Below are 14,754 nucleotides of genomic sequence, written 5' to 3' on the forward strand. Positions count from 1 at the left end.
GAGAGGAGATGAGCATAAGGATGAAGAAAAAGGGTCAATCGAAGAAAGTGTTTTTATCCGTTTTATCAGCAGCAACTATTCTATCAACTGTTGCGCTAAGCAGTCCATCAATAGGGGGGGCAAGCAGCTTTGAACTAGATTTCAAGGGAGTCAGCCAGATAACGGAGAAGAAGGCCGTTTCTAAAAATGGAAAAACTGGTGAAGCTTCTTTTCTAGCAGACACGGAGAATGTCAAAATACCTAAAGGTCTTCAAAAGAAATTAGAAGTGGTGCCAAAAGATAATAGTCTTTATATTGTACAATTTGATGGTCCTATTTTAGAAGAGACGAAAAAAGAGCTGGAGTCTACTGGGGCAACCATCGTAGATTACATACCGGACTATGCATTCATTGTGGAATACAAAGGTGATGTTGCAAAAGCCACAAACGGCATCGCTCATTTAGAATCAGTAGAGCCATATCTACCACTTTATAAAGTCGATCCACTTTTATTCACCAAAGGAGCTTCTGCTTTAGTAAAGGCTGTTGCACTTGACGCAAAACAAAACAACAAAGAAATCAACTTTAAAGGCATAGACGAAATTGTCCAATATGCTGCTAACAATGACGTTCTATACATCTCTCCAAAACCGGAATATAAGGTAATGAATGATGTAGCAAGAGGCATTGTTAAAGCGGATGTCGCTCAAAGCAGCTACGGATTATACGGACAAGGACAAGTTGTTGCTGTAGCAGACACAGGCCTTGATACCGGCCGCAACGACAGCTCCATGCATGAAGCTTTCCGCGGGAAAATTACTGCTTTATATGCATTAGGAAGATCCAATAACTCCAATGATCCAAATGGGCATGGTACGCACGTTGCCGGGTCTGTACTTGGAAACGGAGCAACCAATAAAGGGATGGCACCACAGGCAAACCTTGTATTCCAATCTATCATGGACAGCAGCGGCGGATTAGGGGGACTTCCATCGAACCTTAGTACATTGTTCAGCCAAGCCTACTCTGCTGGGGCACGCATTCACACCAACTCCTGGGGAGCTGCAGTGAATGGAGCGTATACGACTGATTCCAGAAACGTGGATGATTATGTTCGTAAAAATGACATGGCTGTTCTTTTCGCAGCAGGGAATGAAGGACCTAACGGTGGAACCATCAGTGCACCGGGTACTGCGAAAAACGCGATCACAGTCGGAGCAACTGAAAACCTTCGTCCAAGCTTCGGATCTTATGCAGACAACATCAACCATGTTGCACAGTTCTCTTCCCGTGGACCTACTCGTGACGGCCGTATCAAGCCGGACGTAATGGCACCTGGAACATTTATTTTATCGGCACGCTCTTCCCTTGCACCGGATTCTTCTTTCTGGGCAAACCATGACAGCAAATATGCCTACATGGGTGGAACTTCCATGGCAACACCGATTGTTGCTGGGAACGTAGCACAATTACGTGAGCACTTTATCAAAAACAGAGGCATCACACCTAAGCCGTCCCTGTTGAAGGCCGCACTTATCGCTGGTGCGACTGATGTTGGATTAGGCTTTCCGAACGGTAACCAAGGTTGGGGCCGTGTAACATTGGACAAGTCTTTGAACACAACATTTGTGAACGAGACAACATCCCTTTCTACTAGCCAAAAAGCAACCTATTCTATCACGGCAACTGCAGGCAAGCCACTTAAGATCTCTCTAGTTTGGTCTGATGCCCCTGCAAGCACATCCGCTTCTGTGACGCTGGTAAATGACCTTGACTTGGTAATCACTGCTCCGAACGGAACGCAATATGTAGGAAACGACTTTACCGCTCCATTTAACAATAACTGGGACGGACGTAATAACGTGGAGAATGTATTTATCAATGCTCCTCAGAGTGGAACGTATACAGTAGAGGTTCAGGCATACAATGTACCTCAAGGACCACAGGCGTTTTCATTGGCAATTGTGAACTAAATTTGAGTTTTGGGTAAACCACCACTGCGGCTGAGAGAGTGAGATCTTTCGGTTGCGGTGGTTTTTGTTGTGGTTTTATGAAGTTTTCTTTTCATTAAAAAAGCATCTAGGAACTTGCGCACTCCTAGATACTTTCATTCATCAGACCTATTCTTCGTTCGTTTCCCCTGTATTTGTATCATTTTGTTCGGTATTCGTTTCATTTTGTTCCATATTTGTTTCGTTGTTGTTCATTTCTTCATTTTCAGCTGCGCATCCAGTGGCAAGAGCTAATAATAATACGGAAGATGATAAAGCCATTAACATTTTTTTCATGATTGAACTTCCTCCTTGAGCTATGCTTGTATTAGTGGACTACAAGCTTAATCTTACAAGAAATTCGTACAAAAGGAAGTTAATTTACCAATAATTCACAACAATTAAACATTTTTTACGCACGCTTTACATCCCTTAAATATCAGTCGTCTGACTCCTCTAAAATAACCTCTTCCACATGATGTTTCTTCATTTTATTTCGAAGCTTACGATTTTCTTTGGATTCAAACACAATGTCCATATCGTAGTCTTCCGTATATAAATCCTCCGCTTTGATATAGAGTGAAAGTCGCTTATGGTTAAAGATTTCCAGGCTTCCTTTTACCATAACCAGCACATCCCCTTTATCATCTGCTGGTTTATAGACGATACCGAACTCACCAATAGATGGGATCTTTACATTGTCGCCCTTTTTGAAAATGATTTCCTGCTTTATTTTTTCTTTTTCTGGATGCTTCATTTTTCTCACATATTTTTGATTCATCGCTAGTTGCCTGTCTAGCTCATGTTTTGGCCTATCGGATTTATCTGTGTAGTCTTTAGTTTCTTTGTAGGTTATTTGATGCGCCCGTTCTATCAACTTCGGATGCATACCGAGACGAAGCGCGATGGCAAATGCTTGGCTGTCCCCGCCTTTTCCTACGATAAGACGATACGTGGGCTTAAGTGTCTCCACATTGAATTCCATAGATCCGTTACAGAATCCTTCTTGTTCATTGGCAAATTCTTTGATTTCACTGTAATGGGTGGTGGCTAGCATCGTCGTACCCTTGTTATATAACTCTTCTAAAATGGAAGTAGCAAGACCCATCCCTTCTGCCGGGTCTGTACCGGAACCAAGTTCATCTAGCAGCACCAATGTCTGCGGTGTAGACTCCGCTAAAATTCCGATAATGTTTTTCACCCTGGATGAAAAGGTACTTAAAGACTGTTCAATGCTTTGTCCGTCCCCGATATCTACCAACACTTTGTGAAATATTGCTATCTCGCTCCCTTTTTCTGCAGGGATATGCATGCCACATTGGGCCATTAAAGTCAGGAGTCCTACCGTTTTAATCGTCACTGTTTTCCCACCGGTATTAGGACCTGTGATAACAAGTGCATCGTATTCTTCACCAATCACCAAGTTTAAAGGTACTGCATTTTTTCCTAGTAACGGATGTCTGGCACCTTCCAATCGGATTACATGGTGTTCATTTATGTGCGGTGCCGTTCCGTCAAGCAGTAAGCTGTGCTTTGCCTTTGCAAAAATCACATCATAGCTGACCATTAAATCCATCGCTAATTTGATTTCTTTTTCATGTTCTTGGACCAACCCAGTCAGTGCAAATAGAATTTGTTCCTCCTCTGCTTCTTCTTGGAACTTCAACATACTGATGGAATCCTGGATGATGCTGATTTCTTCTGGCTCCATGTACACGGTGGATCCTGAAGCAGAAACATCGAGAACCGAGCCCTTTATATTATTTTTGTATTCTTTTTTGACCGGAATAACATACCTGCCGTTTCTCGTACTTACCAGGTTTTCTTGAAGGTATTTACTGTATTTGGTCGACTTAACCAACTGTTCGACTCGGCTCTTAATACGCTCTTCCAAGGTAGCTATCTGTTTTCTTACTTTCAGCAGCTCCTTGCTGGCGTAATCGTCTACCCTTCCATTTCTAATGCATCGGATTATTTCTTCTGCTACATGAGAAAGCTCCGTAACAGAGTAAATATAGCTGGTAATGACAGGTGCTGCGTACTCCTTGTCTTTCATAAAACGTTTGAGCTTTTCTATGGTATCTAGGAAATCATGTAGGCTCATCAGCTGATCTGGCCTGAATGCAATTCCTTTGTGGAGATTTTTAAGAATATACTCAATGCCATGAAGACCGTGAATGGGTACGCTTGAACTAATGGCAAGTATCTTCTTTCCTTCTGATACTTCATTCAACCATGCTTCAATTTGTCTTTTATTTACGGATGGTCCCAATTCCAAGACAGCATTCTTCCCAGGCTCTGATAGTGCAAAAGATGCCACGTCTTTCTTTAAATCTGTAAATTGTAAAGCTTTAATTGTTTCGTTATTCACTGTTTTTTCCTCCTAGTAATTAGTAAGCAGTTTGGTGGATGCAGCCACTAAAACCGTGCGAGGAAATGATAAGAGCAGGGCCATAACTATTTTTACATATAAAAAAACACAAAGAACAACACTCGTCCTTTGCGTTTTGAATGGTAGTTTTTAAAATTGAATGCACGATAGGTAGAAAAATACCTATACTCATGCTATAACTATCATTTTATGGAGCAGGCGCAAACCCGTGTTCTTAACATTTCGCTATGAGAAAAAAAGCGTACTCAAACAGAGCTCGACAATGTCGAACTTTTTTCTCATATCGCACGTATTTGATTACGTTTAGTTAAGAACTACCTTTTCCATAAAACAAACTCCTTCTGTTTGAAGATACTTCCATTATAATGGATGAACTTCTGAAAGTCACGCCTAATTTTGTATGTCATTCCGTTTATTAATGATCAATTTCTTTGTTTTCTCATTAACATAGGCATAGAGTATGTCCTTCACATCGATTTGTCGAATCGTTAAATGGTCAAGCAGCCACTCTTTGGATCTGTCCAGCAGCTTTAGATTCTTATCTTGAATTTTCCCATCAATGATAACCGAAATAGGTAACCCCTCATCATCAATAGATATTTCAAGATGCTGGACTGTCACAGGAGTGTTTTCCGGCTTTGGAATGATGCTTATCTCCCCAATCGGTTCTAAAACGGCATAGTCAATGTCAGAAATTTTCGGGTACCCTTTACTTCTTAGGATGGAAAGCAGTTGTGCGATGGAAACCATTGATTTTTCCATGTTATCCTCTACTATTTGTCCGTGCTTGATGAGGATAGTTGGTTCTCCGAGAAAGAAACGGTTCCCCCATTGCCAAAGTGTCAGTTTTGAAAATATTATGTGGATGATAACGAGTACAGCAAGAGCAGCGAGTGTCGGTAGGTATTCTGTACTGATTAGCGGTTCTGATGCCACCGTTCCAACGATAATAATGGCTACCAGGTCATATGGGGTCATCTGTACGATTGTTGATTTCCCCATTAATCTCATAATGGCAATTGTTATTATGTATATGGTCAATATTTTCAAGATTAAAATCATGGTTAACTCCTCATATCTCTTTTCGAAATATGATGTCCTGATTTACTGATAATATCCTGAGATTTAGTTACTCGCTATTAGATGCTCGGTGGTTTCAGGTATTTCCTTTAATGATTTCTTTAAAAATTCAGGGTATAAGACTACACCTTCTAACTCAGAGATTGGTACCCATTCATAAACCAAACTTTCCCCTTCCACCCCATGGAACGGTCCATTAGTAAGGGCTTGTTTATCCTCGGTCGAAACAAGATAATAAAAGCCTATTTCGTGCACTTTCTTTTCGCGGTATTCAAAGAAATTTTCAACGATCCAAACCAATCTTTCAATATTTACGGATAGATCCAGTTCTTCTTTAAATTCGCGTTGCAGGCTGAGGGGGGATGCTTCGTTCATCTCCACTCTTCCTCCTGGCAGCGACCAAATTTTATCGTCGCTTGCTCTGTGCAGGAGGATACGGCCGTCCTGTATCCAGATTCCTGCTACCCTGTAATTGAAAACGGCTTTTTCTGTATGGAAAACGACATCCATTCTATTCGCCTCCTTTGAGATCATTTATTATGGTTGAGATTTGTTCCGTTAGAGTTATTTGACTGCTAATCATCCAAATCAGAAAAACAATTAAGACAATTGAATAGAAGGTTACATACCTTTTCCAGCTATTTTCAGCTCTTAATGACTTATACGCATTTTTGAATAACAACAAAAAAAGTACCAAGCAAAATACGTATGTCACATTCCAATAAGCATCTGCTTTGGATATCAGTTCGATTGCTTGTATTGCTTCATTGGTGGGAGTGCTTATTACTTGATCCTTTATTATGTAACCCTTTTTAATGGTCAGTTCTCCATTTTCATGGAATTGATACGAATATCCTGTTAGATTGAAGTTGGTCACCGTAGTAAATAGTATAAGGCTAAGGGAAATTAGTATATAAGCAATAAAAAGATGTTTTGTTTTAATTTTTGAAATGAGTATCACTCCAGGCTTCTAATGATTTACCGAATACAACCCGATCCTGCCCGATACCATCATAGTTCTGATGAATGGGAATGCCGTCTACCACCATGTCCCCGTCCTTCATTGTAAAACCCATTTTTGTATGGAAGTTAATAGATGTGGCATTTACAGGCGAGGTTACACTACTCACTTCTGTACACCCTTTTTCCTTAACTGCATGAAAAAAATGTTCATAAAGTGTTCTTCCGATATTTTTCTTACGCGCCTTGGGATTTACCCCTACAAAATGTATGTATGCTTGTTCTGGATTTGATGGAGAAACGAAACCTATCACAAACCCAAGTGTTTCTCCGTTTTCTTCTATAATAAAACTCGTGTTTTTAAAATGATGGATGAATAATTTTGGTAGCATGTCGACCATATTCCTACCGCCCCACCATGTGTTAAGGTTGGTGGATATACGGAGAAAGTCTTCGTCTTGTATGTTTCTTATTTTCATACGACTGGCCCCCCCACGCGTTTTCCTACCTCATCTTGTATGTAATTTCTTATAGTCGTTAACTCTACCTTCTGTAGTTCTCTTTCTCTAATTCCCTGATAGCTTACTAACACTTTTTGGATCGTCTGCTTGTACTCTTGTGGAAAGGAATTCAGCCCATATTCCCCCGCTTCTAGTTTGGAAGAAATCACACCCTCTTTTATGTACCAATACACTCTTATCAGGTTCAGCACACAATATACCGGATCCGCGTCTACATTTTGCAAACAATCTTTATAATCTGCGAGGATAGAAGATAAATAGTGCGTTCGTGGAATGACAGGAAAAACATCATGTATCTGCGGACCTTCCCAACATATCCCTCTATGATTGAGTATAGTGATATGAGCTGCCAAATCATGGTCCACCTTATGATCATTATTAATGGCTCCATAATGACCCGTTAACAGTTCCCGCTCAAAGCTTTGTCTCCACCCTTCACTATAGTGGAATTCATAGGGACTTGGATGAGTCCAGTTTTCAAGTTGCTTCTGTGTTAAAAAGCTGATTTCAATCGGGTATGGGTCGTTAGAAATGGCAAGCAGGGATTTTGCTAGTTCGGTTTGCGTAGCGATGTCTAGCGAATCCTTCACTATAGCGAGTAGGTCTACATCACTGCGATCCGGATTAAAGCCACCCAGTGCCAACGAACCATGGATATAAAGACCAAGGAAGTTTTCTTTTGTGATATTTCTGATCGTATTTGTTAGTTTGTTAAAATAGTTATCCATATTCATATCCTAAGCAAATGCTTCCGCCATACGAATCAAGGTCTTTTTACTTACTTCCTTTGGCGTTAATTTGTAAAAGTAGGTGATTTGGTAATGTACATCATCCTCTTGCCAAGCCAAGATACGCTTTCCTGAATCCTCCGATATAAAGGTTCCGCGATTGTTGTTTATTTGCACTTCTTCTCCCTTTAATCCATCAAATGATTCTTTTGGTTCTATTCCTATATAAACTTCCATCGTCTCTTTGTTTACATTAGTTAATGTCACATTCAACTTTTCTTCCACTTTATTTAAGTTGCGTTGACTCACTTCTAACTTTTTAAAAGGCATTTTCATGGGTATCTTCTTTTCAAAGGTTAGGGATTCTGCTATCGCTTGGAACGCTTCGTGGTCATATTCATACAACTTCCCATTCCAGATTGACCAACCAATTGTCAATCCCACTAAAACGGTCAAAAGTATTGCCATGCCTCTAATCTTTCTCTTAGTCATATCGCTTCTCTCCTAACTATTCAAGCGTATCCACCCGATTAAATGGGAAATATCTCAGAACTACTTTACCCATCACGTTTTCTTTTGGAATAGAGCCAATCTCCCGGCTGTCCCTGCTTTCATTACGGTTATCCCCCATCACAAAAACATGGCCTTTTGGAACAGTCACTTCCTCAAACGGATACAACATTTCTTCTTGAATGTACTCTTCTACCAGCGCTTCCCCATTCCGATACACGGTTCCTTCACGATATTCCAACGTATCGCCCTCTACACCAATCACTCGTTTAATCCAGTAATTGTTTCCCTGGGTTTCATCTAGCAACGCATTCACTAGTGGACTCTCCTTGAAATTATCTGTTAGGCTTCTTTCTCGCTCCACCCGACTATCAATTACAACGATATCGTTATACTTTGGATCGACCCCTACCATGTACCCGCTTTTGAAGATTAAAACTTTATCACCATCATCTTTTTGGGTCCAGATATCCTCTCCATCCAACGTCGGTTCCATGGAACTTCCTTTTACGGTAAATGGTTGCACTACTAATGCACTGACAAGAAATGCGAAAAAGAGTCCGATTACGCAGGCCTTCCCCCAACTAAACAGTTCTTTTTTTATTTTTTCTGTTTTCATATGTATCACCCTTATTTTCTTAGAGATGTTGCCTGTCCTAATACTACGTTTATAAAGGGAAAAAGGTTCCATTTTCCAATGATTATTTTCCTGCTTTTTCACCTATTACACTTCTCAACTCTTCAAAACTACTAATCACCAAATCCGCTTGTGCAAGCTCTTCTTCCTGTGCAAAATCAAACCTGCATCCAATTGCGGTCAATCCATTTCCTTTTGCCGCATTTATATCTGATAGTCGATCCCCAACAACCGCACCATGATGAATATAGTACTTCCTCACTATTTCCCCCACAAGCTCTGTCTTGTCCAAGGATTCAATTTGGTCGATACTGAACACTTCCGTTATCCATTGCATTAAATCATACTGTTCCACTAGCGCACGAAGATAAGGCGTCTGCCCGTTGCTTGCTATGTAAAGATCCAGTTTTTGTTCCTTCAAATCTTCTAGTACTTCCTGTACTTTTGGGTACAGAGCCCCTTTGTCATTCTTAATGTTGTCTATCAACTTTTCATGAAAAATTTCATTTGCCGCGTTTCTAACTTCACGTGATTGGGAAGGTAAAAGCGTTTCCCACACTACCGGCAGGGGGACTCCCATAATTCTTCTGTAGGTATCAATGGGAGTAGGCTTTTCTTTCTCCCAAACATTCATTTTTGCTAACAGCTCGAATGTATCATTTAAAGCCAACTCTAGTATTCTATCTGTTTGAAAAAGAGTTCCGTCCATATCAAAAATTATTGCTTGCATTGATTACACATCCTAAACTTATTATTCCTTACACATTTTTAAACAAAGCTCCCTGCCTTCTTGCAAGCCGCTCCATCACATTGACCAGTATGAGAGCAATGATGAAATACGCGGCCCCTACCATTAACTCATTTAACAAAAGCGGACTTATTGCATTGTTTTCCAACTGATAAATGGATCGAATTGCTTCTATGCTGTTGGTAAGAGGCAATACTCTCGCCACAGCCTCCATCGGTCCGGGAAGCAGACTGACCGAAAAGTTCACTCCACAGAAAACTTGAAACGAAGCGATCATGAAATTTAAAAACAGATTCACATTGGAGAACAATAGACTCACACATGCAAAAAGCAGAGAAAAACTCAAAAGAGAAAACATGGTTACCAAAAATAGGAGTAACAAATGACCAAACTGCTCCACCGGAAGTTCAATTCCAAACAAAAGTCTTGCGATGATGAGTCCCACTATAAAAACAAACAATCCATCTAGTAACGGAACTATTGCTTTTCTGGAGATGATGACAAACGTTGATGTTGGCGAAGCAATATTCAGCTCCAATGTTCCATATTGCCTCTCCCCTCTGAACATCGACATAAAATTTATCATCATCGTCCGACCCGTATAGAAAACAACGTTACCAAGTACAACATAGGACAAATACTCCGGACCCGCAATTGCACTGACCAATGTGGCAAAAAATAAATAGTGCATGAAAGGATCTAAAATCCTAAAAAGAATAAACAATCTCAGTGTGTGAAAAGAATAGAGGGCTTTATAGGATAAATAGGTAAAACCAAATTTATTAAGTAGAATCATTTATATCGCCCCCAGACTTCCGTGGTTTCTTAGCACCATTTCCATTCTTTTGATGATGAGAACGGACAGCAGAAAATAAACAACACTTACCAGTAATGCAATTCCCATGGTCGTAAACATTTGCGGTGACAATGCAAGGGTTTCATATACCCCCTGAATTCCCCACGTCATCGGAATGACATAGGCTATCGCTCTAAAAACCATTGGCAAACTGTCCACCGGCACAAATACCCCACATATTAAAAGTACCGGTATCAAAATTAAGTTTTGATACTCAAATACATTTTGAAACGCAACAAAGACGATGGCAAGTATCATACCAACGACACTCAAGGAGAACAACAGTACCAGAACGGAAAGAAAAAAGAGTCCATAATTTTGAATACCAACCGGTAATTGAAAAATGAATCTTGCATATACGAAACTAAGAATCATTGATAATAGAGCGATAAATGCATTGCTGATTGCCTTGGTAAGAATAACTTGGAATAAGGATACAGGCGCTGCAATCAAAAGCTTCAACGTGTCGCTCCATTTTTGAGAAATCAACGCCGAACCAGAAGAGTAAAGTACATAGCTCCACATACTAATTAAAGCAGACGCCACCACAAACTTTTCAACGTTTACATCCCCTCGCATTTGTTGCAGAAAATAGACGATAGCCAGGAACATCAAAGGCTGGAAAAATAGTAGGAACTGATACATTTTGTTTTGAAAGTTAGTAAAATATTTGAGCTCTCTTACTAATAAGAAGAAAAAATTCATACCTATCATCCCACATCCTTCATGTGGTGAACATACGCATCTTCTAACGATATCTCACGTCGTTCAAGCTTAATGACATCGCCATACTTCCCAAGATATTCTACCAATTGTTCCAAATGAGCTTCGTCCTCTGCCACCTGAAACATAACAGAATAGTAAGGCGCTTTAATTTCTGTCACGTCTACCTGCTGCAGGAACTTATCCTCTTTTAGCTTGCCAGTATCATAGATTTGCATCGTAGCTTCAAACAGCTTTAGATGGTTGCAACTATCTTTTATATGAGTCGGATCCCCAATCATACTGATTTCCCCATTTTTGATAAACGCAATTCGATCACACAGTTCATCTGCTTCTTGCATGTAATGTGTTGTTAAAATGATGGTAATACCTTTTTGGGTAAGTTCCTTCACAATGTCACGGAGAAGTCTTGCTCCAATTGGATCGAGGCCTATTGTTGGTTCATCAAGAAAGATGATTTTCGGATCATTGATTAAGCATCGGGCAATATGTAGTCGTTGTACCATTCCTTTAGAGTAGGTATGTATTTTCTGATTTTCCGCTTCTTTTAGTCCTACTAATTCAAGTAAATCGGAGATCTGTTGGGATTGATCTTTATTGGGAATTTTATATAAGGTGCAAAAATAGTGCATATACTCTTTTGCTGTAAGACGCCCGTAAACTCCGCGCTCCCCTCCGTAGACGAAGTTTATTTTGTCTCTGATTTTACTGCTTTCTTTTACCACATCATATCCGAGCACTTTGACGCTTCCTGCTGATGGAAGCAGCAACGTTGTTAAAATTTTTATCGTGGTGGTTTTCCCTGCACCATTTGGTCCCAGAAGTCCAAACACTTCCCCTTCCATAACCTCAAAGTTCACTTGATTAAGTGCCGTCTTTTTATCCCCCTTCATTTTGTATGTTCTTGATAAGTTCTCTACCTCAATTGCTTTTTTCATATTTTTGGCCCCATTCTGAAAATTATAACTGTAATTATAGAGAAGATTGGGTAAGGTGTAAATAATTGGTTTTATTTTCACCGGGAAAATAGAGAATTTAATACTTCTTCATTTCCGCCAATACAACTTACTGTCCAAAACTCACTGTTTACTGTCGGTTTGGAGTAAAATACTGTCCGAAAATCAAAAATACGATCCAAAGCGCACCATTTACTGTCCAAACTTCACACAATACAAGCCAAACGACACGGTACGGCAAGCATCGACATTAAAAAGATATTCCCAACACAAAAAAAGCCGAAGAACAAAGTTCCCCGACTCTCGAACTAAAACATGGCTCAACCTAGCACATCCGTAATCCCGTCCATATTTTCCGAGATCCATTCCACCGCAACATCTAGGTTCTCAAACTCTTGAACCTCAAATGTCACTTCATCCTGAAGCAGCCATACATCTTTGTCTTCATGATTGATGCCACCAATCGACCAGTGCAACAGGCTGTAAGGGTGATTATGATTTAAAAAGGACGCCCACGTTTTGGATTGGGCCACATTTTTCAATGAGTTGATTTTGCCCCCATTGCTCATTTTGCTCCCTCCACTACCAATAAACTCATACGTGGATTTAGAATCTGACTCGGACATTTCAACATATAGCAGTTTGCACTTTCCACAAAATCAACTGTCATGTCTTCATCAAAAAAGAGAAGCTTTGACTTTTCCATTATCAATGGGCCAATGTTTGTTTCTAGCTCTACATCGTCATCGTCTTTTTCCGGTGTGATCCATAGTGCGGAAACTCCGCTAACGACGCATCCGCATCCATCTGTATCATATTTTAGCTTCAACCATTTTCCCTCTTGGTTTTCAAGCTTTGCTTTTACTCTTTCTGCTGCTTTCTCTGTGAACGTCACTTTCACGTTTCATGCCTCCAACTGTTTCATTATTAGCATGATTGTACCATATATTGCTCATTAGTATAACTAGAAGGCATTTGGAAAGGATGGTAGTGGATAAGTTCTTGTTGTCAAAATGGATAATTGTAGGTACGATACTAATATCTTTATTAGAAGGAGGAGATTACCAATGTCAAAAGTAACAATTAAAGTGATGGATAACGGAGGCTTCCGTGTAACAGGTGATGTGGAGTTAATTGATGCAGAAGGAAACAAGTTCGAGGACAAGCCGGCTTTTACCCTTTGCCGCTGTGGGCTTTCCAAAAAACTTCCTTATTGTGACGCTTCCCATAAAGGGAATTTTGAATCCTGTGTGCGCGCTGCCCAAGTACTGAACGACTGATTTGGCGCAGCATAACCTGTAAAGCGTGGAGGGGAAAACCTTTTTCCCCTCCGTTGCATTACGAAAAATGAAGGCGTTGGAGTTTCGGAAGGTAAAAGGATAAAAAGAAAGAACGACCCAGACTAAATAAAACAAAAGCCAGCCAGATTCCCTGATTTTGAAGTGTCGGTACGAATAACCAGATGGCCAGCAAAAATACAAGTAGTGCAAGAAAAATAGAATCTCTGATAGACTTAGCATCTGTCGCCCCTGAAAATATCCCTTCTAGTTGCAGACCCCAAAAGCCCACAATTGGGAATATCACCATCCAAACCAAGTTTTCAGTGGCCATAACCCTTACCGTGTCTATACTGGTAAACAATGAGACAACACCATCTCCAAATAGCCATATAAGGGCAGCAAGTGTAACAGCAGTTCCTAACCCCCATACTGCTGACAGATTTACGGCTCTTTTAAAAAGGAATGAATCTTTTCTTCCTACTGCCCTGCCCGTCAAAATACTGGAGGCATTTGCAAACCCTCCAATTAAATAAGCCATTATATAATGAATTTGTAACAGAATGGCGTTTGCAGCTAGTGTTATTTCTCCCATACTAGCTCCCTTTGATGTAAAGATTCCGGTCATGATCAACAAACATACCGTTCTTAAAAAGAGGTCCCTATTTACTTTCACCATTTTCATTAAAGGTTCTGGCTCTAGACTCATACAAAGTTTCACTCTCGAGAACCCTGCTTTGTTGTGCCTTGCAATGACTAACCCACCAAAGAGAACGGCACCGACTTCTGAAATTAGCGTAGCATACGCTACTCCAGCTACCCCTAGTCCTAAAACCAATACAAATACAATACTAAGGACTATGTTCATCAAATTCATAACGAGTTGGGTGGCAAGCGAGAGCCTTACCTTTCCCATTCCGATTAACCACCCAATAAACACATAACTCATAAGGATAAATGGCGCACCCCAAACACGAATGGAGAAATAGGTGGAGGCAAAGGATGATACTGCTTCGCTCCCCTCAATTACATTTAAAGCAATATGTAGGATCGGCTTTTGAAAAATAATGAAAAGTAAGCCAAAAATTATGGCGATAATCATCGGCCTTAGAAAAGTTAATATAGTTTCATTGGTATTATTTGATCCTTGTGCCTGTGCAGTAAAGCCACTTGTACTTACTCTTAAAAATCCAAGAAGCCAGTACATAGTATTGAAGATAACAGCACCAATCGCCACTCCACCTATGGATGAGGGATCAGGCAGCCTTCCAACAACCGCCGTATCGATCGCTCCGATTAGCGGTGTGGTAATTCCCGCAATAATTAGGGGAAATGCCAATGCTACATACTGCCTGTTACTAAAGGCTGCTTTCTCTTTTGCTACTACTATATCCAT

17 protein-coding genes are annotated in these 14,754 nt (G+C 40.3%); 2 read left to right on the top strand and 15 right to left on the bottom strand.

The window, feature by feature from the left end; all coding sequences use genetic code 11:
• The first annotated feature begins 20 nt into the window (after positions 1–20).
• Complete coding sequence (locus LG307_RS13575; protein WP_404442833.1) at positions 21–1,952, top strand: S8 family serine peptidase; 1,932 nt, start codon at positions 21–23, stop codon at positions 1,950–1,952.
• Between the two features lie 147 nt (positions 1,953–2,099).
• Here LG307_RS13575 and LG307_RS13580 read toward each other — a convergent pair whose 3' ends face one another.
• The 14 genes from LG307_RS13580 to LG307_RS13645 all read right to left on the bottom strand — a co-directional run bounded on the left by LG307_RS13580 (position 2,100) and on the right by LG307_RS13645 (position 12,982).
• A complete protein-coding gene (locus LG307_RS13580; RefSeq protein WP_404442836.1) occupies positions 2,100–2,267 on the bottom strand; it encodes a hypothetical protein in 168 nt (55 codons plus the stop codon).
• Positions 2,268–2,409: 142 nt separating this feature from the next.
• Positions 2,410–4,341 (bottom strand): endonuclease MutS2, encoded by a 1,932-nt coding sequence (locus LG307_RS13585; protein WP_404442838.1) that lies wholly within the window; start codon positions 4,339–4,341, stop codon positions 2,410–2,412.
• Between the two features lie 411 nt (positions 4,342–4,752).
• Entirely contained in the window at positions 4,753–5,424 is a 672-nt protein-coding gene (locus LG307_RS13590) for a DUF421 domain-containing protein (RefSeq protein ID WP_404442841.1), read from the bottom strand.
• 63 nt (positions 5,425–5,487) lie between these two features.
• Entirely contained in the window at positions 5,488–5,952 is a 465-nt protein-coding gene (locus tag LG307_RS13595; protein WP_404442844.1) for an NUDIX hydrolase, read from the bottom strand.
• A gap of 428 nt (positions 5,953–6,380) precedes the next feature.
• Positions 6,381–6,881: a GNAT family N-acetyltransferase gene (locus tag LG307_RS13600; RefSeq protein ID WP_404442847.1), complete on the bottom strand. Its 501-nt coding sequence runs from the start codon at positions 6,879–6,881 to the stop codon at positions 6,381–6,383.
• Positions 6,878–7,651 (bottom strand): aminoglycoside adenylyltransferase domain-containing protein, encoded by a 774-nt coding sequence (locus tag LG307_RS13605; protein WP_404442850.1) that lies wholly within the window; start codon positions 7,649–7,651, stop codon positions 6,878–6,880. Before LG307_RS13605 ends, LG307_RS13600 begins: the two co-directional genes overlap by 4 nt.
• Positions 7,652–7,660: 9 nt before the next feature.
• Positions 7,661–8,143, bottom strand: coding sequence for a DUF4367 domain-containing protein (locus LG307_RS13610; RefSeq protein ID WP_404442853.1), 483 nt, complete (start codon positions 8,141–8,143; stop codon positions 7,661–7,663).
• A gap of 16 nt (positions 8,144–8,159) precedes the next feature.
• Entirely contained in the window at positions 8,160–8,780 is a 621-nt protein-coding gene (lepB, locus tag LG307_RS13615; protein WP_404442856.1) for a signal peptidase I, read from the bottom strand.
• Between the two features lie 82 nt (positions 8,781–8,862).
• Complete coding sequence (locus LG307_RS13620; protein ID WP_404442858.1) at positions 8,863–9,528, bottom strand: HAD hydrolase-like protein; 666 nt, start codon at positions 9,526–9,528, stop codon at positions 8,863–8,865.
• A 28-nt stretch (positions 9,529–9,556) separates the two neighbouring features.
• Positions 9,557–10,342: an ABC transporter permease gene (locus LG307_RS13625; protein WP_404442860.1), complete on the bottom strand. Its 786-nt coding sequence runs from the start codon at positions 10,340–10,342 to the stop codon at positions 9,557–9,559.
• Complete coding sequence (locus LG307_RS13630; RefSeq protein ID WP_404442863.1) at positions 10,343–11,116, bottom strand: ABC transporter permease; 774 nt, start codon at positions 11,114–11,116, stop codon at positions 10,343–10,345.
• A complete protein-coding gene (locus LG307_RS13635; RefSeq protein WP_404442866.1) occupies positions 11,113–12,063 on the bottom strand; it encodes an ABC transporter ATP-binding protein in 951 nt (316 codons plus the stop codon). Before LG307_RS13635 ends, LG307_RS13630 begins: the two co-directional genes overlap by 4 nt.
• Positions 12,064–12,401: 338 nt before the next feature.
• Positions 12,402–12,650, bottom strand: coding sequence for a DUF2552 family protein (locus tag LG307_RS13640; protein WP_010194233.1), 249 nt, complete (start codon positions 12,648–12,650; stop codon positions 12,402–12,404).
• Entirely contained in the window at positions 12,647–12,982 is a 336-nt protein-coding gene (locus LG307_RS13645; RefSeq protein ID WP_404442869.1) for an iron-sulfur cluster biosynthesis family protein, read from the bottom strand. Before LG307_RS13645 ends, LG307_RS13640 begins: the two co-directional genes overlap by 4 nt.
• Positions 12,983–13,148: 166 nt before the next feature.
• Here LG307_RS13645 and LG307_RS13650 point away from each other — a divergent pair, with 166 nt between their 5' ends.
• On the top strand, positions 13,149–13,361 hold the full coding sequence (locus LG307_RS13650) for a CDGSH iron-sulfur domain-containing protein (RefSeq protein WP_063560517.1): 213 nt from the start codon (positions 13,149–13,151) through the stop codon (positions 13,359–13,361).
• Positions 13,362–13,419: 58 nt separating this feature from the next.
• Here the strand turns inward: LG307_RS13650 and LG307_RS13655 are convergent, their stop codons facing one another.
• On the bottom strand, positions 13,420–14,754 hold the full coding sequence (locus LG307_RS13655; RefSeq protein WP_404442871.1) for an MATE family efflux transporter: 1,335 nt from the start codon (positions 14,752–14,754) through the stop codon (positions 13,420–13,422).

Origin of the sequence: Sutcliffiella horikoshii (assembly GCF_044809035.1) — a bacterium.
GTDB classification, from domain to species: Bacteria; Bacillota; Bacilli; order Bacillales; family Bacillaceae_I; genus Sutcliffiella_A; species Sutcliffiella_A horikoshii_G.

Coding starts and splice junctions, on each gene's coding strand:
- LG307_RS13575 (WP_404442833.1), top strand. CDS start 21: ATGAAGAAAAAGGGTCAATCGAAGAAAGTGTTTTTATCCGTTTTATCA.
- LG307_RS13580 (WP_404442836.1), bottom strand. CDS start 2,267: ATGAAAAAAATGTTAATGGCTTTATCATCTTCCGTATTATTATTAGCT.
- LG307_RS13590 (WP_404442841.1), bottom strand. CDS start 5,424: ATGATTTTAATCTTGAAAATATTGACCATATACATAATAACAATTGCC.
- LG307_RS13595 (WP_404442844.1), bottom strand. CDS start 5,952: ATGGATGTCGTTTTCCATACAGAAAAAGCCGTTTTCAATTACAGGGTA.
- LG307_RS13600 (WP_404442847.1), bottom strand. CDS start 6,881: ATGAAAATAAGAAACATACAAGACGAAGACTTTCTCCGTATATCCACC.
- LG307_RS13605 (WP_404442850.1), bottom strand. CDS start 7,651: ATGGATAACTATTTTAACAAACTAACAAATACGATCAGAAATATCACA.
- LG307_RS13610 (WP_404442853.1), bottom strand. CDS start 8,143: ATGACTAAGAGAAAGATTAGAGGCATGGCAATACTTTTGACCGTTTTA.
- lepB (WP_404442856.1), bottom strand. CDS start 8,780: ATGAAAACAGAAAAAATAAAAAAAGAACTGTTTAGTTGGGGGAAGGCC.
- LG307_RS13620 (WP_404442858.1), bottom strand. CDS start 9,528: ATGCAAGCAATAATTTTTGATATGGACGGAACTCTTTTTCAAACAGAT.
- LG307_RS13625 (WP_404442860.1), bottom strand. CDS start 10,342: ATGATTCTACTTAATAAATTTGGTTTTACCTATTTATCCTATAAAGCC.
- LG307_RS13630 (WP_404442863.1), bottom strand. CDS start 11,116: ATGATAGGTATGAATTTTTTCTTCTTATTAGTAAGAGAGCTCAAATAT.
- LG307_RS13635 (WP_404442866.1), bottom strand. CDS start 12,063: ATGAAAAAAGCAATTGAGGTAGAGAACTTATCAAGAACATACAAAATG.
- LG307_RS13640 (WP_010194233.1), bottom strand. CDS start 12,650: ATGAGCAATGGGGGCAAAATCAACTCATTGAAAAATGTGGCCCAATCC.
- LG307_RS13650 (WP_063560517.1), top strand. CDS start 13,149: ATGTCAAAAGTAACAATTAAAGTGATGGATAACGGAGGCTTCCGTGTA.
- LG307_RS13655 (WP_404442871.1), bottom strand. CDS start 14,754: ATGGATATAGTAGTAGCAAAAGAGAAAGCAGCCTTTAGTAACAGGCAG.